The organism is Azospirillum sp. ST 5-10, assembly GCF_051225715.1.
Taxonomy (GTDB): domain Bacteria; phylum Pseudomonadota; class Alphaproteobacteria; order Azospirillales; family Azospirillaceae; genus Azospirillum.
Genome location: NZ_JBPJSP010000019.1, coordinates 51,635 through 70,024, shown reverse-complemented (window position 1 = coordinate 70,024; position 18,390 = coordinate 51,635). Strand labels below are relative to the sequence as shown.

Annotated in this window: 20 protein-coding genes; 11 read left to right on the top strand and 9 right to left on the bottom strand. The window is 73.5% G+C overall.

Going from position 1 to position 18,390, the window contains the following annotated elements; genetic code table 11:
* The first annotated feature begins 23 nt into the window (after positions 1-23).
* Positions 24-965: a homoserine O-succinyltransferase gene (locus ACSBPG_RS20145; RefSeq protein ID WP_435538996.1), complete on the top strand. Its 942-nt coding sequence runs from the start codon at positions 24-26 to the stop codon at positions 963-965.
* Between the two features lie 24 nt (positions 966-989).
* Here the strand turns inward: ACSBPG_RS20145 and ACSBPG_RS20140 are convergent, their stop codons facing one another.
* On the bottom strand, positions 990-1,862 hold the full coding sequence (locus tag ACSBPG_RS20140) for a LysR substrate-binding domain-containing protein (protein WP_435538995.1): 873 nt from the start codon (positions 1,860-1,862) through the stop codon (positions 990-992).
* An 89-nt stretch (positions 1,863-1,951) separates the two neighbouring features.
* Between ACSBPG_RS20140 and phnX the strand changes: the two genes are divergently transcribed.
* Together phnX and pbfA are read left to right on the top strand one after the other, a co-directional pair.
* Positions 1,952-2,779: a phosphonoacetaldehyde hydrolase gene (gene phnX, locus ACSBPG_RS20135; RefSeq protein WP_435538994.1), complete on the top strand. Its 828-nt coding sequence runs from the start codon at positions 1,952-1,954 to the stop codon at positions 2,777-2,779.
* Complete coding sequence (pbfA, locus tag ACSBPG_RS20130; RefSeq protein ID WP_435538993.1) at positions 2,776-4,137, top strand: (R)-1-hydroxy-2-aminoethylphosphonate ammonia-lyase; 1,362 nt, start codon at positions 2,776-2,778, stop codon at positions 4,135-4,137. Before phnX ends, pbfA begins: the two co-directional genes overlap by 4 nt.
* Positions 4,138-4,327: 190 nt before the next feature.
* Here the strand turns inward: pbfA and ACSBPG_RS20125 are convergent, their stop codons facing one another.
* Positions 4,328-5,527 (bottom strand): hypothetical protein, encoded by a 1,200-nt coding sequence (locus tag ACSBPG_RS20125; protein WP_435538992.1) that lies wholly within the window; start codon positions 5,525-5,527, stop codon positions 4,328-4,330.
* 75 nt (positions 5,528-5,602) lie between these two features.
* The gene (locus ACSBPG_RS20120) at positions 5,603-6,319 is read right to left on the bottom strand and encodes a GntR family transcriptional regulator (protein WP_435538991.1); all 717 of its coding nucleotides are present in this window, start codon (positions 6,317-6,319) and stop codon (positions 5,603-5,605) included.
* A gap of 419 nt (positions 6,320-6,738) precedes the next feature.
* On the opposite strand from ACSBPG_RS20120, the gene ACSBPG_RS20115 reads away from it, so the two are divergent.
* The 8 genes from ACSBPG_RS20115 to ACSBPG_RS20080 all read left to right on the top strand — a co-directional run bounded on the left by ACSBPG_RS20115 (position 6,739) and on the right by ACSBPG_RS20080 (position 14,234).
* Positions 6,739-7,743 carry a TRAP transporter substrate-binding protein gene (locus tag ACSBPG_RS20115; RefSeq protein ID WP_435538990.1) on the top strand — a complete coding sequence of 335 codons (1,005 nt, stop codon included), beginning with the start codon at positions 6,739-6,741 and terminating at the stop codon, positions 7,741-7,743.
* A complete protein-coding gene (locus tag ACSBPG_RS20110; RefSeq protein WP_435538989.1) occupies positions 7,740-8,291 on the top strand; it encodes a TRAP transporter small permease in 552 nt (183 codons plus the stop codon). Before ACSBPG_RS20115 ends, ACSBPG_RS20110 begins: the two co-directional genes overlap by 4 nt.
* Positions 8,288-9,568, top strand: coding sequence for a TRAP transporter large permease (locus ACSBPG_RS20105; RefSeq protein WP_435538988.1), 1,281 nt, complete (start codon positions 8,288-8,290; stop codon positions 9,566-9,568). The genes ACSBPG_RS20110 and ACSBPG_RS20105 overlap by 4 nt, the downstream gene beginning before the upstream one ends.
* A gap of 12 nt (positions 9,569-9,580) precedes the next feature.
* Positions 9,581-10,975, top strand: coding sequence for an amidohydrolase family protein (locus ACSBPG_RS20100; protein ID WP_435538987.1), 1,395 nt, complete (start codon positions 9,581-9,583; stop codon positions 10,973-10,975).
* The gene (locus ACSBPG_RS20095) at positions 10,972-11,718 is read left to right on the top strand and encodes an aspartate/glutamate racemase family protein (protein ID WP_435538986.1); all 747 of its coding nucleotides are present in this window, start codon (positions 10,972-10,974) and stop codon (positions 11,716-11,718) included. Before ACSBPG_RS20100 ends, ACSBPG_RS20095 begins: the two co-directional genes overlap by 4 nt.
* A 79-nt stretch (positions 11,719-11,797) precedes the next feature.
* Entirely contained in the window at positions 11,798-13,246 is a 1,449-nt protein-coding gene (hydA, locus tag ACSBPG_RS20090) for a dihydropyrimidinase (RefSeq protein ID WP_435538985.1), read from the top strand.
* Between the two features lie 101 nt (positions 13,247-13,347).
* Positions 13,348-13,740, top strand: coding sequence for a DUF6152 family protein (locus ACSBPG_RS20085; protein ID WP_435538984.1), 393 nt, complete (start codon positions 13,348-13,350; stop codon positions 13,738-13,740).
* A gap of 8 nt (positions 13,741-13,748) precedes the next feature.
* Positions 13,749-14,234, top strand: a complete 486-nt coding sequence (locus ACSBPG_RS20080; protein ID WP_435538983.1) for a hypothetical protein — start codon at positions 13,749-13,751, stop codon at positions 14,232-14,234.
* Positions 14,235-14,241: 7 nt separating this feature from the next.
* Here the strand turns inward: ACSBPG_RS20080 and ACSBPG_RS20075 are convergent, their stop codons facing one another.
* The 6 genes from ACSBPG_RS20075 to ACSBPG_RS20050 form a co-directional block, all read right to left on the bottom strand.
* A complete protein-coding gene (locus ACSBPG_RS20075) occupies positions 14,242-14,604 on the bottom strand; it encodes a hypothetical protein (protein ID WP_435538982.1) in 363 nt (120 codons plus the stop codon).
* On the bottom strand, positions 14,601-14,888 hold the full coding sequence (locus ACSBPG_RS20070) for a toxin-antitoxin system TumE family protein (RefSeq protein ID WP_435538981.1): 288 nt from the start codon (positions 14,886-14,888) through the stop codon (positions 14,601-14,603). Before ACSBPG_RS20070 ends, ACSBPG_RS20075 begins: the two co-directional genes overlap by 4 nt.
* Before the next feature lie 75 nt (positions 14,889-14,963).
* Positions 14,964-15,788, bottom strand: coding sequence for a F0F1 ATP synthase subunit gamma (locus tag ACSBPG_RS20065; protein ID WP_435538980.1), 825 nt, complete (start codon positions 15,786-15,788; stop codon positions 14,964-14,966).
* 109 nt (positions 15,789-15,897) lie between these two features.
* A complete protein-coding gene (locus tag ACSBPG_RS20060) occupies positions 15,898-17,409 on the bottom strand; it encodes a F0F1 ATP synthase subunit alpha (RefSeq protein WP_435538979.1) in 1,512 nt (503 codons plus the stop codon).
* Positions 17,384-18,142, bottom strand: coding sequence for a F0F1 ATP synthase subunit B family protein (locus ACSBPG_RS20055; RefSeq protein WP_435538978.1), 759 nt, complete (start codon positions 18,140-18,142; stop codon positions 17,384-17,386). The genes ACSBPG_RS20060 and ACSBPG_RS20055 overlap by 26 nt, the downstream gene beginning before the upstream one ends.
* A gap of 4 nt (positions 18,143-18,146) precedes the next feature.
* Positions 18,147-18,389: a F0F1 ATP synthase subunit C gene (locus ACSBPG_RS20050; RefSeq protein WP_435538977.1), complete on the bottom strand. Its 243-nt coding sequence runs from the start codon at positions 18,387-18,389 to the stop codon at positions 18,147-18,149.
* Position 18,390 lies beyond the last annotated feature (1 nt).

Here is an 18,390-nt window from a genome sequence, read left to right as displayed (position 1 = left end):
AAAGGGGAAGGACGCACGCGACCATGCCGATCAAGATTCCCGACGATCTGCCCGCCCGCCGCACGCTCCAGGCGGAAGGCGTCGTCGTGATGCGCGAGACCGACGCGGTGCGCCAGGACATCCGGCCGCTGCGCATCGGGCTGCTCAACCTGATGCCGAACAAGATCAGCACGGAAACCCAGCTCGCGCGCCTGATCGGCGCCACGCCGCTGCAGGTGGAGCTGACGCTGGTGAGGATCACCAACCACGTCGCGCGGAACACCCCGGCCGATCACATGGAGTCCTTCTACCGGCCCTGGTCCGACGTCCGCACCGAGCGCTTCGACGGCTTCATGATCACCGGCGCGCCGGTGGAACGGATGCCGTTCGAGGCGGTGACCTACTGGGACGAGCTGCGCCGCATCCTCGACTGGACGCAGAGCCACGTCCACCACTGCCTGACCATCTGCTGGGCGGCCCAGGCGGCGCTCCACCACTTCCACGGCATGCCCAAGCACGACCTGCCGCGCAAGGCCTTCGGCGTCTTCCGGCACCGGACGCTGGTGCCGACCTCGCCCTATCTGCGCGGCTTCTCCGACCGCTTCCCGGTCCCCGTCTCGCGCTGGACCGAGGTCCGCCGCGAGGACATCCCGGCCGGCTCCGGCCTCACCGTGCTGGCCGAGAGCGACGAGACCGGGCTGTGCCTGGTCGACGACCCGGCGCATCGCGCGCTCCACATGTTCAACCATCTCGAATACGACACGTCGTCGCTGGCCGACGAGTACCGCCGCGACCTCGCCGCCGGGGTGGACATCGCGGCGCCCTCCGGCTATTTCGCCGGCGACGACCCGCGCCAGCCGCCCGAGAACTCCTGGCGGGGCAGCGCCCATCTCCTGTTCGGCAACTGGATCAACGAGATCTACCAGACCACGCCGTTCGACCTCGCGGCGATCGGCCGCGAGACGGCCGAGGCGTGCCGGGCGTGACGGGACACGGCGCGGGACGGCGGGTCACCCGCCATATTCCCGCGCCACGTCCATGAAGGCGCGCACGGTGCGCAGGCGGCGGCGCTCGCGCAGGCACACCGCGTACTCGGTCATGCTCAGCTGGGCGCCGGTGATCGGCAGCTTCACCAGCCTGGTGTCCTTGCCCATCTCGCTCTCCACCACCACGCCGGCGCCGAAGCCGGCGGCCACCGCCTCGCGCGCCGCCTCGCGGGTGTTCACCTCCATCACCACGTCGGGCTCGATGCCGCGCTCGGCCAGCGCTCGCTCGATCACCCGGCGGGTCACCGAGCCGCCGCTGCGCCACACCACGGGCTGGCCGGCGAACTCCTCGATGTCCACCGAGCGGCGGCCGGCCCAGGCGTGGTCGAGGGGGACGAAGGCGACCACCTTCGGGCTCGCCAGCGGCACCGCCACCAGCCGCGGGTCGCCGTAGACGTCGGCCAGCACCGCCACGTCGGTGCGGTAGTCGTAAAGGGTCTGCAACACCTCGGCCGAGCTGCCCAGCGCGATCTCGTAGCGCAGGTCGGGGTGGCGCCGCCGCAGGCGGCTGAGCAGCGGCATCACCGCGAAGGGGCTGTCGGCGCCGAGATGCAGGCGCCCGCCGTCCAGCTTCATGCGCGCGTCCAGCAGCTCCTCCGCCTCCTCCTGCAGGGCGAACAGGCGCGAGGTCACGGAGAAGAGCTGCCGGCCGAGGTCGGTCAGCGCCACCTTGCGGCCCTGGCGCTCGAACAGGCGCACCCCCGACGCCTCCTCCAGAGCCCGCACCTGGCCGGAGATGGTCGGCTGGGTGACGTTCAGCGCCTTGGCCGCGCGGGTGAAGCTGCGCTCCGTCGCGACCATGTGGAAGGCGCGGAGCTGGGCGGTGTTCATAGGCATGGATCTATGGAAGGCGCCGATTTCCCGATTTGATTTATGGTATCGCGGGTGGTTCGCTGGCGCCAACAGATTGTCCGGGAGGCCCGCCGATGACGCCCTTCGCCTATCGCCGCCGCTACGTGGGACCGCTCCGCCTCGTCGTCTTCGACTGGGCCGGCACCTGCATCGACCATGGCTGCCGCGCCCCGGCCGCCGTCTTCCAGGCGGCCTTCGCCGAGCTCGGCGTGACCATCGACGAGGCCGAGGCGCGCGCCCCCATGGGCCTGCCGAAATGGCAGCACATCCGCGCCATCGGCAGCGCCATCGACGCGCGCTGGCGGGCCGCCACGGGGGCCGGCTTCGGCGACGCCGACGCCGACGCGGTGTACGAGCGCTTCCTGCCGCGCCAGATCGCCGTGGTCGCCGACTACGCCGACGTCATCGCCGGCGTGCCCGAGGCGGTGGCGGCGCTGCGGGCCAGGAGGATGCGCATCGGCTCCACCACCGGCTACACCCGCGACATCATGGCGGCCTGCGTCGGCAAGGCGGAGGCCCAGGGCTACGCCCCCGACGCCATGGTGTGCGCCGGCGACCTGCCGACCGGCCGACCCGGCCCGCACATGGTGTTCCGCCTGATGGCCGAGTTCGACGTCTACCCCCCGGCCGCCGTGGTCAAGGTGGGCGACACGCCGGTCGACGTGGAGGAGGGACTGAACGCCGGCGCCTGGACCGTCGCGGTCGCCGCCACCGGCAACGAGGTCGGGCTGACCGCCGAGGCGCTCGCCGCCCTGCCGGCCGCCGAGCGCGAGGGGCGCATCGGCCGGGCCGCGGCGAAGCTGGCCGCCGCCGGCGCCCATTACGTGATCCCGTCGGTGGCCGACCTGCCGCCCGTGATCGCCGACATCGAGGCGCGGCTGGCCCGCGGCGAGACGCCGTGAGCGTCCGCCAGGAGCGGCAGGAGGGCGACACCAACCGCTCCGGCCGGCGCGCCGCCTGGGCGGCGGAGCACGTCGGCCCGCGGGCCGCCGGGCTGGTGGCGCGCGACGCCGCGGCGTTCCTCAGCCAGTCCCTGTCGACGCCCTGCCTGTCGGCGGTGCGCAAGGCCGAGGGCATCTGGATCGAGGACGCCGACGGCCGCCGCTTCATGGACTTCCACGGCAACAACGTCCACCACCTCGGCTACGGCCATCCCCGCCTGAGGCGGGCGCTGGCCGGGCAGCTCGACGACCTCACCTTCAGCCCGCGCCGCTTCACCAACGCCGTGGCGGTGGAGCTGGCGGAGACCCTGACGGCGCTGGCGCCGGGCGGGCTCGACCGGGTGCTGTTCGCCACCGGCGGCTCCGACGCGCTGGAGATCGCGCTGAAGCTGGCCCGGGTGGCGACCGGCCGGCACAAGACGGTGAGCTTCTGGGACTCCTTCCACGGCGCCGGCTTCGGCGCCGCCAGCGTCGGCGGCGAGGCGCATTTCCGCAGCCACGGCCTGGGGCCGCTGCTGGCCGGCGCCGAGCACGTGGCGCCGTTCGCCTGCTACCGCTGCCCCTACGGCCATCCCGGGCCGGCGGCCTGTGGGCTGGCCTGCGCCGGCATGGTGCGCTACGTGCTCGAGCGCGAGGGCGACGTCGCCGCCGTGGTGGCGGAGCCGGTGCGCTCGGTCCCCTACCTGCCGCCGCCGGGATTCTGGCCGGCGGTGCGCGCCGCCTGCGACGCCGTCGGCGCGCTGCTGATCTTCGACGAGATCCCCAACGGCCTGGGCAAGACCGGCCGCCTCTTCACCGCCGAGCACGTCGGCGTGACGCCGGACCTGCTGGTCCTCGGCAAGGCGCTGGGCGGCGGCATGCTGCCGATCGCCGCGGTGCTGGCGCCGGCCCGCCTCGACGTCGCCGGCCACCTCTCGCTCGGCCACTACACCCACGAGAAGAACCCGCTGACGGCGCGGGCGGCGCTGACCACCCTGGAGATCATCCGCGACGAGGGGCTGGTGGAGAACGCGGCGCGGGTCGGCGCCCACGCGCTGGAGCGGCTGCACGACCTGCGCGACCGCCATGCGCTGATCGGCGACGTGCGCGGCCTCGGCCTGCTGATCGGCGTGGAGCTGGTGCGCGACCGTGCCAGCCGCGCGCCGGCCGACGACGCGGCGGAACGGGTGCTCTACGCCGCCCTGGCGCGCGGCCTGTCCTTCAAGACGACCATGGGCTCGGTGCTGACCCTGACGCCGCCGCTGGTGACCACCATCGCCGAGATGGACCGCGCGATCGACATCCTGGACGCCGCGCTGGCGGAGGTGGGATGCCGTTAGGCCCCTCCCCCGGCGCCGCCGGGGGAGGGTGGCGCCACAGGCGCCGGGTGGGGGCAAGGCCCGGCAAGACCATCGGACGCCCATCGGTTCTCAGCGGGAGCGCCGGCTCACCCGCCTGCACCTTGCCCCCACCCTCCCGGCCTTCGGCCGGGCCCCGCCCTCCTCCGGCGGGGCCGGGGGAGGGGTGCGATCATTGCCCCTGCGCCGGCTGCTGCGCCGGCTGCTGCTCCGGTTGTTGTTGCTGCTGCCCCTGGGCCGGCGCGTCGGCGTCGTCGGGCTGCGCCTGGCCGGTCTCCTGCTGCACCCGCTCCAGGTCGGCGATGGCCTGGCGCAGGGTCTGCTCCTTCTCGGTGATCGCCTGCAGGTTGGCGGAGGCCTGCTGGTAGGTCTGGCTCAGCTCGGCGAGCACCTGGCGCTGCTGCTGGATCTCGGTCTTCAGGGTGTCGAGGTTCTGGCTGGCCTCCTGCTCCCCCTGCCGGGCCTGGCTCAGGCGCTGCTCGGTCGCGGCGAGCTCGTCGCTGCGGGCGGCGACGTTCTGGCGCAGCTCGCTCAGCGCCTGGCGCTGCTGCTGGACCTCGGCGGTCAGCGACTCCAGGGCCTGGTTGGCCTCCTGCTCCGCCTGCTGGGCCTGGGTCAGGCGCTGCTGGATGGTCGACAGCTCCTCGGTGCGTCCCGCCAGGTCCTGGCGCAGACCGGTCAGCGATTCCTGGAGCTTCGCCTGCTCCTCGCGCAGGCCGCCCACCTGGTCCTGCAGGCTCGCCACCTCCTGGTTGCGGGTCTGCAGGGTCTTGGTCGCCTCGTCGATCTGCCCTGTCAGCGTCTCCTGGGCCTTGCGCAGCTCCTCCAGGCGGGCCGCCGCCTGCTCGACCTGGGCGGTGCGGTCCTGGAGCTGCTTGTCGAGGCCGCCGGTCTGCTCCTGGAGGGCGGCGAGGCGCTGCTCGGTCTCGGGAACGTCCTGGTGGAGCTTGTCGCGCTGCTGGCGCAGCAGGTCGAGCTCCTGCTGGGCGCTGGCGGTCTCGGTGCGCAGCGTCTCCAGGTCGCCGGTCAAGGCATCGCGCTCGCCGACCTGCCGGCGGAGCTGCGCCATCTCGTCGGCCACCCGGTCGCGCTCCTGGGTCGCCGCCAGCACCTCGTCCTGGAGCCTGGGGATCTGCTCCTCGCGCAGGGAAGTGGCGGTCGCCACCGCCTCGTCGCGGGCCGAGGTCACGGTGGTCAGCTCCTGGCGCAGGGCGGCCGCCTCGTCGCGCGCGTTGCCCGCTGCCGCCCAGCCCCACACCGCGGCGATGATGGCGACGGCCGAGACGGCGCCGAGACCGTAGACGGTCCAGCGGTTGGCCCAGGACGGATGCTCGGGATCGATGGTGGGGGTCGTGTGCGGTGCGTCGCTCATGGCGCGTGGCCCTCCCGTTCGCGTGACGTCAGCCTTGGACAAGCACAACGGCCGAGGTCACGCCCGGTTCCGGACCTATCCCGAGGGGAGGGGCGCCTCCGCCTCCAGGCTGGCGCGGACCACCTCGCCGGTCTTCAGGACGTGGTTGAAGAGGATGTCGCCGGCCGAGCGGCTGTCGCGGATCTCCAGCGCCGCCATCAGCAGCTCGTGCTCGCGCACGGACTCGTCCCAGCGCTCCTGGGAGGTGATGGCGATGTAGCGCGGCCGGCGCGCCCGCGTCATCAGGTCGGCGTGGGTGCGGATCAGCACCGGGTTGCCGGTCAGCGCGATCACCGTCTCGTGGATGCGCTGGTTCAGCGCGAAGTACTCCTCGCGCCGGCCGGCGCGGTACATCCGCACCATCTCGTCGTGGTCGGCGCGCAGCATCCGGAGGTCGGCCGCCGGGGCGGAGGCCGCCGTCAGCTCGGCCGCCAGCCGCTCCAGCGCGGCGATCACCTGGAACAGGCGGGCGATGTCGGCGCCGCTGGGCTTGGCGACGCGGGTGCCGCGGTTGGGCAGCAGCTCCACCAGCCCCTCCACGGCCAGCACCTTCAGCGCCTCGCGGATCGGCGTGCGCGACAGGCCGAAGGCCTCGCACAGGCCGCGCTCGTCGATGCGCTCGCCGGGCTTGAGCTGGCCGGTGACGATCATCTCGCGCAGGCGCTCGCGCGCCTCCAGGTGCATGGCGGTCGGCCCCGTGCGCTTGCGCCGCCGCCCGCCGCTGCCCTTCCCGTCGTCCACCGTCGTCAGCAACCGCCACCTCCGCCCGAGCGGGCGTCTCCGAATCCGGCCGCCGACCATACGGGCTTTTCCCAGCCGGGAGAAGCGCGTGCGCGTCAGAGGCCGACACCCGCAAACATAATTCAAATCGCCCCAGACCTCAACCTCATCCGGACCCGCCGCCGGTCCCGGGAACGTGCGCCCAGGCGATTGCGGGAGGGAAAAGCTCCGCAAGAATCCGTGAGATCCGGCCGAAATTGCCGCATCTGCACAGCGCGTGCGCAGACCGGTGCACAATGAGAAGGCAAGCGGTTCAATCGGTCATCATAATTATATTTTGCTTGCGAAGGGCTGCCCCCTTGCGACACGATCCCGGTGGCGCGGCCCTTTCCGGAGAGCGGCACGCCGCCATCGCCCATCCATCGATCGCCCGCAGCAGACTGGAGGACCCGATGCTCAGCAAACGCCGCCTTCTCTCCACCATCGCCGCGCTGGCCTGTGGCGCCGCCCTGTCGCTCGCCACCGGCGCGGCCGCGGCGGCGGAGCATCTCCGCCTTGCCGGCAACTTCCCGGTCGACCACACCGCCAGCCAGGCGATGGAGATCTTCAAGACGGAGTTCGAGGCCGCCACCAACGGCGCCTTCACGGTCGACCTGTTCCCGGCCATGCAGCTCGGCGGCGCCCAGGAGAACGTCGACCAGGTGCGCTCCGGCACCATCTTCGGCGTCGTCACCTCCATCGCCTACTTCACCCGCACCGTGCCGGAGTACGAGGCGGTCAGCCTGCCCTTCCTGTTCGACAGCCGCGAGGACGCCTTCCGCGTCATGGACGGGGAGGCCGGCCAGCTCTTCGACGCCAAGATGGCCGAAAAGGGCTTCGTCAACCTGGGTTACGGCGAGCTGGGCTTCCGCCACGCCACCAACAACGTGCGCCCGCTGGAGAGCGCGGACGACTTCAAGGGGCTGAAGATCCGCCTGCAGCCCAACGAGGTGCATCTCGAGACCTTCCGCGCCCTGGGCGCCAATCCCATCGCCATGGACGTCAAGGAGCTCTACGCCGCCCTGCAGCAGGGTGTGCTGGACGGCCAGGAGAACCCCTACAACATCATCGCCACCCGCCGCTTCAACGAGGTGCAGAAGCACCTGTCCAACAGCGGACACTTCTACGACTTCATCAACGTCGTGGTGAACAAGCGCCAGTTCGAGAAGCTGTCGCCGGAGACCCAGACGGCCATGCGCGCCGCCATGCGCAAGGCCATGCTGTGGCAGCGCGAGGAGGCGGCCAAGCGTGACGACGGCTGGCGCCAGGAGCTGATCAAGAGCGGCATGGTGTTCACGCCGATCACCGACGAGACCCGCGCGGCGCTGCGCAAGGCGACCGCCTCGGTGGTCGACGGCGTCAAGAAGCGCGTCGATCCGAAGGTGGTCGACATGGTCCTGGCCGAGGCGGCGCAATGACCGACCGGCCGGCCGCCGGCGTGGCGGAGCAGGGGGAGGGGCCGGCGCCCGCCGCCGGCCTCGCTCCCGTCAAGGCGGCTCTGGGATGGCTCGACCGCCTGACCTACGGGGTGATCGTCGTGGTGATGGCGGCGATGGCGATCATCGTCTCGCTGCAGGTGTTCTGGCGCTACGTGTTGGGCTCCTCCATCGATTCCGCCGACGAGTTGTCCCGGCTGTTCTTCGTCTGGGCGATCTTCCTGGCGATCCCCCACGGCGTGAAGTACGGCATGCACGTGGGCATCGACCTGCTGGTCACCCAGCTGCCCCGTGCCGCCCAGGACGCCCTGTTCCGCGCCGTGGCCGCCGCCGGCGCGCTCCTCATGCTGGTGGTGCTGACGGTGGCGTGGACCGCCACCCTCGACAAGTGGCCGGAGCTGATGCCGACCCTGCCCGTCTCGGCGGGCATCTACTACGTCGCCGTGCTGGCATGCACGGTCCATTCCTTCCTGCACCTGTCGCTGCTGGCCTGGGGCGGCCCCCGCACCTGGGAGGGAGACACCCTATGACCGTGATGGTGATCGCCGTCTTCCTGGCGCTCTCGGCGCTGGGCATGCCGCTGGCCTTCGCGCTGGGCTTCGCCTCCCTGGGCGCGCTGTGGTTCGCCGATTTCGAGCTGGTGGTGCTGCCCCAGCGCATGCTGCACGCGGTGGACAACTTCCCGCTGATGGCGATCCCGCTGTTCATGCTGGCGGGGGAGCTGATGGTGCGCGCCGGCATCATGGACCGGCTGGTCGCCTTCGCCAACAGCCTGGTCGGACGGGTGCACGGCGGGCTGGCCCACGTCACCGTCCTCTCCGGCATGATCCTCGCGGCCGTGAGCGGCGCCGCGGTCGCCAGCGCCTCGGCGCTCGGCTCTTCGCTGGTGCCGGCCCTGCGCAAGCACTATCCCGACACCTATTCCAGCGCGGTCATCGCGTCCGCCGCCAATCTCGGGCCGGTGATCCCGCCGTCCAACGCCATGATCGTCTATGCCCTGATGGCCGGCTCGTCCGTGTCGGTGGGTGGGCTGTTCATGGCCGGCATCGTGCCGGGCATCATCCTCACCGTCGGCTTCATGGCCCTGGCGAGCTGGATCTCCTGGCGCCGGGGCTACGCCCTGACCGGCGAGGCGGTTTCCCTGCCCAACGTGCTGCACCAGGCGCGCCGGGCGCTGGTCATCCTGCTGATGCCGGTGATCGTCGTCGGCGGCATCGTCGGCGGCATCTTCACGGCGACCGAGGGGGCGGCCATCGCGGTGGTCTACTCCGCCGCCATCGGTTTCTTCGTGACCCGCCAGCTCCGCCTGTCGGACCTGCCGGTCTGCCTGTTCCGCGCCGCGGTGACGGCGGCCATGGTGGGGGCGCTGATCGCGTTTGCCGCCACGGTCACCTTCATCTTCACCATCGACATGGTGCCCCAGCGCCTGTCCGAGGCGATCCGCGACCTGACGTCGGATCCCATGACCTACATCCTGCTGACCATGGCGCTGCTGGTGGTGGTCGGCATGCTGATCGAATCCAACGCCGCCTACATCATGCTGGTGCCGCTGTTCGCGCCGGTGGCGCTCAACTACGGCATCGACCCGCTCTATTTCGGCTTCCTCTTCATGTACAACCTCGTGGTCGGCATGATGACGCCCCCCGTCGGCGTCCTCTTCTTCGTCATGAGCGGCATCACCCGCGTGCCGATGATGACGCTGGTGAAGGAGGCCACCCCCTTCGTGATCCTGCAGTTCGCCGTGCTCGGCCTGTGCATCGCCTGCCCCTGGCTGGTGAAGGCGCTGCCGACGGCGCTCGGCTATTAGGAGAGACCCGTCATGACGGCCCCCGATATCGCCGATCTCGTCCTGCACGGGGCGACGGTTCTCACCGCCGACCCCGCCCGGCCGCGCCTCGACGACGCGGTGATCGTGGTGCGCGGCGGCCGGCTGGCGGCGGTGGAGCCCCGCACCCCCGGCACGCCGCTGCCGCCGGCCCGGCGCACCCTCGACCTGACCGGCCACCTCGTCACCCCCGGCTTCGTCAACGTCCACACCCACGCCATCCTCACCATGGTGCGCGGCGTCGCCGAGGACATGGGCTTCGCCCCGGCCTACACGCCGGGCGTGCCGCACGGCCACGAGGTGACGCCCGACGAGGCGGTGGCGCTGGCCCGCCTCGGCGCCCTGGAGGCGCTGCTGTTCGGCTCCACCCTCATCAACGACAGCTACGTCCACGCCGACCGCATCCTGCCGGCGATGGGGGAGCTGGGGCTGCGCGTGGTCGCCTGCGGGCGCATCCACGACGTCGACTTCTCGCGCGTCCACGAGGGGGTGTGGGAGCACCGCGACGCCATCGGCGCGCAGACCCTGGGCGAGGCGGTCGACCTGCACACCGCCTTCCACGGCGCCATGGACGGGCGGCTGAGCGTGCACCTCACCCCCCACGCCCCCGACACCTGCTCGGCCGCCCTCCTGGGCCGGGTGCGCGAGGAACGCGACCGGCTGGGCGTACGGGTCAACACCCACCTGTCGCAGAGCCGGCTGGAGAACGAACGCATCGCCGCCCGCGACGGGCGCACGCCGACCGAGCTGCTGGACGAGGTCGGGCTGCTCGACCACCGCCTCACCGCCGCCCACTGCATGCACGTGACCGACGACGACATCCGCCGCATCGGCGCCGCCGGGGTCAGCGTCGCCCACGTGCCCAAGGGCAACGCGACCGGCGGCCGCATCGCCCCGACCGCCGCCCTGCGCGCCGCCGGCGCCAACCTGGCGCTCGCCACCGACAACATGCACGCCGACATGATCGAGGTGATGCGCTGGGCCCTCAACGTCGGCCGCGTCCAGGCCGGGCGGATCGACGACGTCTGGCAGTCGGCCGACGTCTTCCGCATGGCGACCATGGGCGGCGCCGAGGCGCTGGGCATGGAGGGGGAGATCGGCTCGCTGGAGGTGGGCAAGCGCGCCGACCTCGTCGCCATCGACCTGCGCCGGCCGCACCTGGTGCCGGTGCTCGAGCCGCTCGGCACCCTGGTGCACACCGCCCAGGGGCGCGACGTCGTCCTGGTGGTGGTGGACGGCCGCGTGGTCGTCGAGGACGGCCGCGCCGTGCACGCCGACACCACCGCCATCCTGGCCGACGCCCAGCGGGCCGCCGAGGCGCTGTGGGCGCGCGCCCGCGCCTCGGTCGGGCGGACGGGCGGACGGCCGGCCGGGGGAGCCGCGGCATGAGGCTGCTGATCGTCAACCCCAACATCTCCGACAGCGTGTCGGCGCTGATCGAGGCGGAGGCGCGCCGCGCCGCCTCCCCCGGCACGGCGGTGACGATGCTGACCGCCCCCTTCGGCGTCGCCTACATCGAGACGCGCAGCGAGGCGGCGGTCGGCGCCTACGCCGCGCTGACCCTGCTGGCCGAGCACCACGAGGGCCACGACGCCGCGGTGATCGCCGCCTTCGGCGACCCCGGCCTGGCCGCCGCCAAGGAGATGCTGCCGATCCCGGTGGTCGGGCTCACCGAGGGAGCGCTGCTGTCGGCCTGCGCGCTCGGCGGGCGCTTCTCCATCGTCGCCATCTCCGCCCGCATCCGCGCCTGGTACCGCGAGACGGTGGAGGCGCACGGGCTGCTCGGCCGGCTGGCCAGCATCCGCGGCCTCGACGAGGGCTTCGCCGACGTCGGCCGGGTGCAGGAGGACAAGGGGGAGCGGCTGGTCCAGCTCTGCCACGACGCGGTGACGCGCGACGAGGCCGACAGCATCGTCCTCGCCGGCGCGCCGCTCGCCGGGCTCGCCCGCACGGTCGCCGGCCGCATCCCGGTGCCGCTGGTGGACGGCGTGGCGAGCGCCGTGCGCCACGCCGAGGCGCTGGCCGGGCTGGAGCGCCGCCCCGCCACGGCCGGCAGCTTCGCCCCGCCGCCGGAGAAGCCGCACCGCGGCCTGCCGCCGGCGCTCGCCCGCCTGATCGGCCGGGCGGTCTGATGCGGCGGCGCGGAGATCCCGCCCGCCCCGGGGGAGGGCGGGCACGGCGGTTCGACCAGCAACCGAGGAGCAGACACCCATGAGCAAGCCGTTCGATCTGGTCGTCCGCAACGGGACGGTGGCGACCGCCGGCGACGTGCAGCGCTGCGACGTCGGCATCCGCGACGGGCGGATCGCCGCCCTCGGCGAGGCGCTGCCGGAGGGGGGGCTCGAGATCGACGCCACCGGCCGGCTGGTGCTGCCGGGCGGCGTCGACGCCCACTGCCACTTCGACCAGCCCACCGGCGACGGCTCGGAGATGGCCGACGACTTCGCCTCGGGCACCCGCTCGGCGGCGTGCGGCGGCACCACCACGGTCATCCCCTTCGCCTGCCAGATGAAGGGCCAGTCCCTGCGCGCCGCCGTCGAGGACTACCATCGCCGGGCCGACGGCAAGGCGGTGATCGACTACGCCTTCCACCTCATCGTCACCGACCCGACGACGACGGTGCTGGGGCAGGAGCTGCCGCAGCTCATCCGCGAGGGCTACAGCTCGTTCAAGGTCTACATGACCTACGACGACCTCAAGCTGAACGACCGCCAGATCCTCGACGTGCTGTCGGTGGCGCGCGCCGAGGGCGCGCTGGTGATGATCCACGCGGAGAACACCGACTGCATCGCCTGGCTGACCGAGCGGCTGGAGCTGGCCGGCCGCACCGCGCCCAAGTTCCACGCGGTGGCGCGCCCGGCGCTGGTCGAGCGCGAGGCGACCCACCGCGCCATCACGCTGGCCGAGCTGGCCGACGTGCCGATCCTCATCGTCCACGTCTCCGGCGCCGAGGCGGTGGAACAGATCCGCTGGGCCCAGGGCCGGGGCCTGCGGATCTACGCCGAGACCTGCCCGCAGTACCTGTTCCTCACCGCCGAGGACCTCGACCGGCCGGGGCACGAGGGGGCGAAGTGCATCTGCTCGCCGCCGCCGCGCGACAAGGCCAACCAGCGGGTGATCTGGGACGGTCTGGTCAACGGCGCCTTCCAGGTCTTCTCCTCCGACCACGCGCCCTTCACCTACGCCGGCCCCAAGGGCAAGGGGGTGCACGGCGCCGACGCCCCGTTCTCGAAGGTCCCCAACGGCATTCCCGGCGTCGAGACGCGGCTGCCCCTCCTCTTCTCCGAGGGGGTGGGCAAGGGCCGGCTGTCGCTGGAGCAGTTCGTCGCCCTGACCTCGGCCAACCCGGCGCGCCTCTACGGCCTCTACCCGCGCAAGGGGACGATCGCCGTCGGCTCCGACGCCGATCTGGCGATCTGGGACCCGACGCGGGAGGTGACCATCACCAACGCCATGCTGCACCACAACGTGGACTACACGCCCTACGAGGGGATGAGGGTGACCGGCTGGCCGGTCCTCACCCTGTCGCGCGGCGTGGTGGTGCAGGAGGACGGGACGCTGCGGGCCGAGCCCGGGCGCGGCCGCTTCCTGCCCTGCGCCACCCTCGCCGAGCCGGCCCGCGGCACCCCGGCGGCGGGGAGCCTGCCGGCCCTGGGGTGAGCGGAGCGGCCGCCGCCGCGGCGCCTTTCCCGGCGGCGGCGGCGCCCCATCTCTCTTGCGACGCCGGGCAGCGGAGCCCGGGCGTGGCAAGGAGGACGACCATGACGACACCGACGCCATTCCGCCGCCTGCTGCCGGTGGTGCCGCTCGGCGCCCTGCTGCTGGCGACCGCCGCCCACGCCCATCACGGCTGGTCGTGGGCGGAGGAGGAGCAGACGGAGCTTTCCGGCACCATCCGCGACGTCTATGTCGGGCCGCCGCACCCGGCGTTGAAGGTGGAGGCCGCCGACGGGACGGTGTGGACGGTCGAGCTGGCGAACCCGCGGCAGACCGAGCGGTCCGGCTTCACCGCCGACGCGGCGGCGGCGGGCGACGCGGTGCGGGCGCTGGGCAACCGCTCCAGCGATCCCAAGGAGACGCGGATGAAGGCGGTGCGCATCACCGTGCGCGACAAGACCTACGACCTCTATCCCGAGCGCATCCGCGGCAACTGAGCGCCGCCGTGGAGTGGCTGCCGGAGACGCTGCGGGCGCTCGGCGACTGGCCCGGCGCCGTGGCCCTGCGCGCCAGCAGCACGGCCTACATGCTGGTCAACGCGGCGCACATCCTCGCCTTCGCCCTGCTGGTGGGGGCGATCGCGACCCTGGACCTGCGCCTGCTCGGCGCCTTCCGCGCGGCGCCGCTGGCGGGTTTCGCGCCGCCGCTGGCGCGGGTCGCCGCCACCGGCCTGGCGCTGGCCGTCCTGACCGGGCTGGCCCTGTTCAGCGTGCGCCCCGTTGCCTACGCCGAGACCCCGGCCTTCCTCGCCAAGCTGGCCCTGGTCGGCGCGGCGACGGCCAACGCGCTGATCCTGCGCCGCACCGCCGGCTGGCGCGCGGCTCTGGCGGGCGGGGAGCCGGGTGCCGCGGTGCGCGCCTCGGCGCTGCTGTCGCTGGCCCTGTGGGCCGCCACGGTGCTGGCGGGGCGGTGGATCGGCTTCGTGCTGTAGTGCGCCCTTACGCGGCATCCGATCGCAACGAGATCGAGGTCCGGATCTCGTCGTAGTCGGCTCGGATCATGCCGCCCGCGCGTTCGACGAGGCCGACGGATTCCAGCGCGGCAACGTCCTCGTGCACGCGCCTGAAATCGCGTCCCAGGGCGCGGGCGAGGGCGCGGACGCTGGCCGCCGGGTGGTCGTGCAGGTGTCGCAGCAGTTCGTAGCGCCGATCGGTCATCACCGATGCCAGGGCCGACCAGGTCTGGAAGGTCACGGTGTCGCGGGGTTCGACCGCCTCGCCGCGTTCGGCCCGATGCCAGGCATCGACGACCCGGGCGGCAGCCTCCCGCAGGGTGCCTCCGACGATGACGGTCTTCTTCATCGGTTTCTCCTGTACGCTTCAACGTCGGCGATGAACCGCTCCAGCAGGTCGTCGACGGACACGAACCGGAAGGGTTCCTCGGCATCGCCGACGTGGCGGTGGTCACCCTTTCCACGTTCGTTGTCGTATCCAAGAACGCGCCGGCCGCCGGCGACGTAGGCGAACCGGTACTTGAGCCCGTGCGTCGTCGGCGGCACCGGGGTCGGGACCCGCCAGACGACCATGTCCGCCACGTCTCCGTCCGGATAGGTGAACCGTTCACGGATCAGCAGCGTCGCCTTCATGATGGCGCATGATGCCATCGGCGGCCGGGGGCGTCAAAGGCGGTCCGGGCCCTCGACCCACCGGCCGGGAGCTCCTCACCCCACGCCGCCCACCAGCTCCAGCAGTTCCGCGGTGATCGCCTCCTGGCGCAGGCGGCGTTCCAGGCGGGTCATCGCGTCGAGGCGCTCCGCCACGTTCTGGCTGGCCGACAGCATGACGCTGAGGCGCGCGGCGTTCTCGCTGGCGAAGCTCTCCACGGCGGCGTGGGCGAGCTGGGCGAAGACGTACTCGTCGGCCAGCCGCTCGACCAGCGCCGCCGCCGGCAGGCCGAGCAGGGGTGGGGCGCCGGGCGAGGGGCCGAGGCGGGCGGGATCGACGGGGAACAGCGGCTGGCGGTACACCGCGCCGTCGGGGCGGCGGCGGTAGAGCAGGTCGACCCGCCGCACCGTGCCGGCGGCGGTGAGGTCGTAGAGGCGGTCGGCGAGGCGGCGGGCCACCGCGGTGACGCCGGCGGGCTGGGTCGCCATGGCGAAGGCGTGGTCGACCCGCAGGCCGCGCTCCTCCAGCGCCGCCGCGGCGCGGCTCCCGGCCGCCAGCAGCACGTCGGGGGCGCCGTCGGCGGCCACCCGCTCGGCCAGCGGGTCGTTGAAGGCGCCGACGAAACCGTGCTCGGCGCCGAACAGCACCAGGCCGCGCGCCGTGCGGTGGCCGTTGCCCGGCGGCGGGGCACCCTCGGCCAGGGCGGCGAGCGCCCGCGCCAGGGCGTCGCCGACCACCCCGGCGTAGGCCCGCGTGCCGCCGAGGGCGGCGGTCGCCTGCTGCAGGCGCACCGCCGCCAGCGCCCGCATGGCGTCGACCACCCCGCCCAGCTCCTCCATGGAGGCCCGCCGGGCCTCGACCTCGTTCAGGCGCTCGGTCATGGGGGGAGACTCCCGGCGGGCGAATGGTCGCGGCGGTCCCCCACCCAACCCTCCCCCGCGCAGTGGGGGAGGGTTGGGTGGGGGACCGCCGCGACCACGTCTACCACCATCACGGCGCCCCTCCCACCGCCCGCCGCGCCGCGTCGAGCAGCGCTGCGCGGGTGGCGTCGTCGAGGGGGCCGCCGGCGGCGACGTGGGCGGCGGCGGCGGCCCCCTCGGCGAGGCGGGCGGCGAGGGCGGTGCGGAAAGGGGCGATCCGCTCCACCGGCACCCCGTCCAGCAGCTTGTCGTCGAGCGCCAGCAGCAGCGCCACCTCCAGCACCACCGGCAGAGGCGCCAGGCGGGGCTGGGCGAGCAGGGCACGCAGGCGGCGGCCGTGCTCGACGACGCGGCGCGTGCGCTCGTCGGCCATGCCGCCGAAGCGGGTGAAGGCCTCCAGCTCGGTGAACTGGGCGTAGTCCAGGCGCAGGCTCTCGGCCAGCGGGCGCAGGGCCGGCGCCTGGGTCTTGCCGCCGACCCGCGACACGCTGCGGCCGACGTCGACCGCCGGCTTCTGGCCCTCGTGGAACAGCTTGGCGTCGAGCACGATCTGCCCGTCGGTGATCGAGATCAGGTTGGTCGGGATGTAGGCGCTGAGGTTGCCGGCCTGGGTCTCGGCGATCGGCAGGCAGGTCAGCGAGCCGCCGCCGCGCGCATCGGACAGCTTGGCCGAGCGCTCGAGCAGCCGGGCGTGCAGGTAGAAGACGTCGCCGGGATAGGCCTCGCGCCCCGGCGGCTGGCGCAGCAGCAGGGAGATCTGGCGGTGGATGGCGGCGTGCTTGGTCAGGTCGTCGACCACCACCAGGGCGTGGCCGCCGCCGTCGCGCACGAACTCGGCCATGGTGAAGCCGGCGTAGGGGGCCAGCCACTGCAGCCCGGGGGCGGCGTCGGGCGAGGCGACGACGACGATGCAGCGCTCCAGCATGCCGCGCGCCCGCAGCGCCTCCACCACCTCGCGCACCGAGGACGCCTTCTGGGCGACGGCGACGTAGACGCAGACGACGTCGCCGTCCCGCTGGGCGAGGATGGCGTCGAGCGCCAGCGCCGTCTTGCCGACGGCGCGGTCGCCGACGATCAGCTCGCGCTGGCCGCGGCCGATGGGGAACATGGCGTCGATCACCGTCAGGCCGGTGTGCAGCGGCTCGGTCACCGGGGCGCGGTCGACGATCGACGGCGCCGGCTGCTCCACCGGATCCAGCCGGTCGTGGGCCGGCGGCGGCCCGCCGTCGAGGGGCCGGCCGAGCGGATCGAGGATGCGCCCGAGCAGCCCCGGCCCCACCGGCACGCGGACGATGGCGCCGGTGCCGTGGACGCGCCCGCCCGCCGCCACCTCCGGCCCGTCGCCCAGGAGGACGCAGCCGATCGCCTCGGGTTCCAGGATCATGGCGAGGCCGGGCACGCCGCCGGGCAGGCGCAGGATCTCGTCGGCCCGCACCTCGGGCAGACCCGACACCAGGGCGATGCCGTCGCCGACCCGCTCGATGCGGCCGACCTCCTCGACCCGGGGCCCGAGCGCGGCCGCGCCGGCCCGCCGCCGCGCCTCGTCCAGCCAGGAGTCAAGCGCGTTCGAGAGCGTCGGCATGGCCGTCGACCTCCAGGCCCAGGCGCTCCAGGGCGTCGCGCCAGCTGTCGCGGATCACGGTGTGGGTGAAGTGCACCTCGACCCCGGCCAGCAGCGCCTGATCGTCGGCGAAGGCCACCGGCCCGTCGACCCCCAGCGCGTCGAGGAGCGCGGCGCGGCACCGGGCCTGCGCGGCGGCGTCCAAGGGGGAGGCGGTGACGATCCGCACGCCCTCGGCCGCCTGCGCGCGCAGGGACCGGCGCTCGGCCTCGGGCAGGGCGTCCAGACGGCCGCACACGCGGGCGAGGAACGGCTCCACCGCAGCGCCGGGGGCGGCGGTGCGCAGCAGCGCCGTCGCCATGCCGCCGGCCAGCCCGACGGCGCGCGCCCTGAGGGTGGCGAGTGCCGCCTGGCGCTCCTCCTCCAGGCGCTTGCGGGCGTCGGCCAGCAGGGCGTCGGTCTCGGCACGGGCGCGGGCCAGGCGCGCCTCGGCCTCGCGGTCGGCCGCGGCGCGCGCCGCCGCGCGCAGGCGCTGGGCCTCGGCGTCGAGGCCGGCGCGCGCCGCCGCCGCCTCGCGGCGCACCGCCTCGGCCTGGGCGGCCGCGGCGGCGGCGTCGTCCAGCATGCGCCCGGCCTCGGCGCGGCGGCGGTCGATGGCGGCCAGCACCGGGCGGTAGAGGAAGTGACGCAGCAGCAGGACCAGGATCAGGAAGTTGATGGCCTGGAGCGCCAGCGTCCAGCCGTCGACGTGCATGGCGTCAGCCGACGAAGGGGTTGGCGAACAGCACGAGCAGCGCCACCACCAGGCAGTAGATCGCCATGGTCTCGATCATCGCCAGCCCGACGAACAGGGTGCGCGACAGCACGTTGGCCGATTCCGGCTGGCGGGCGATCGCCTCCATGGCGGCGGCGACGGCGCGCCCCTCGGCCAGCGCCGGGCCGATCGCCCCGAAGGAGACGGCGATGGCGGCGGCGAGGATGCTGATCATCTCGATGGTCATG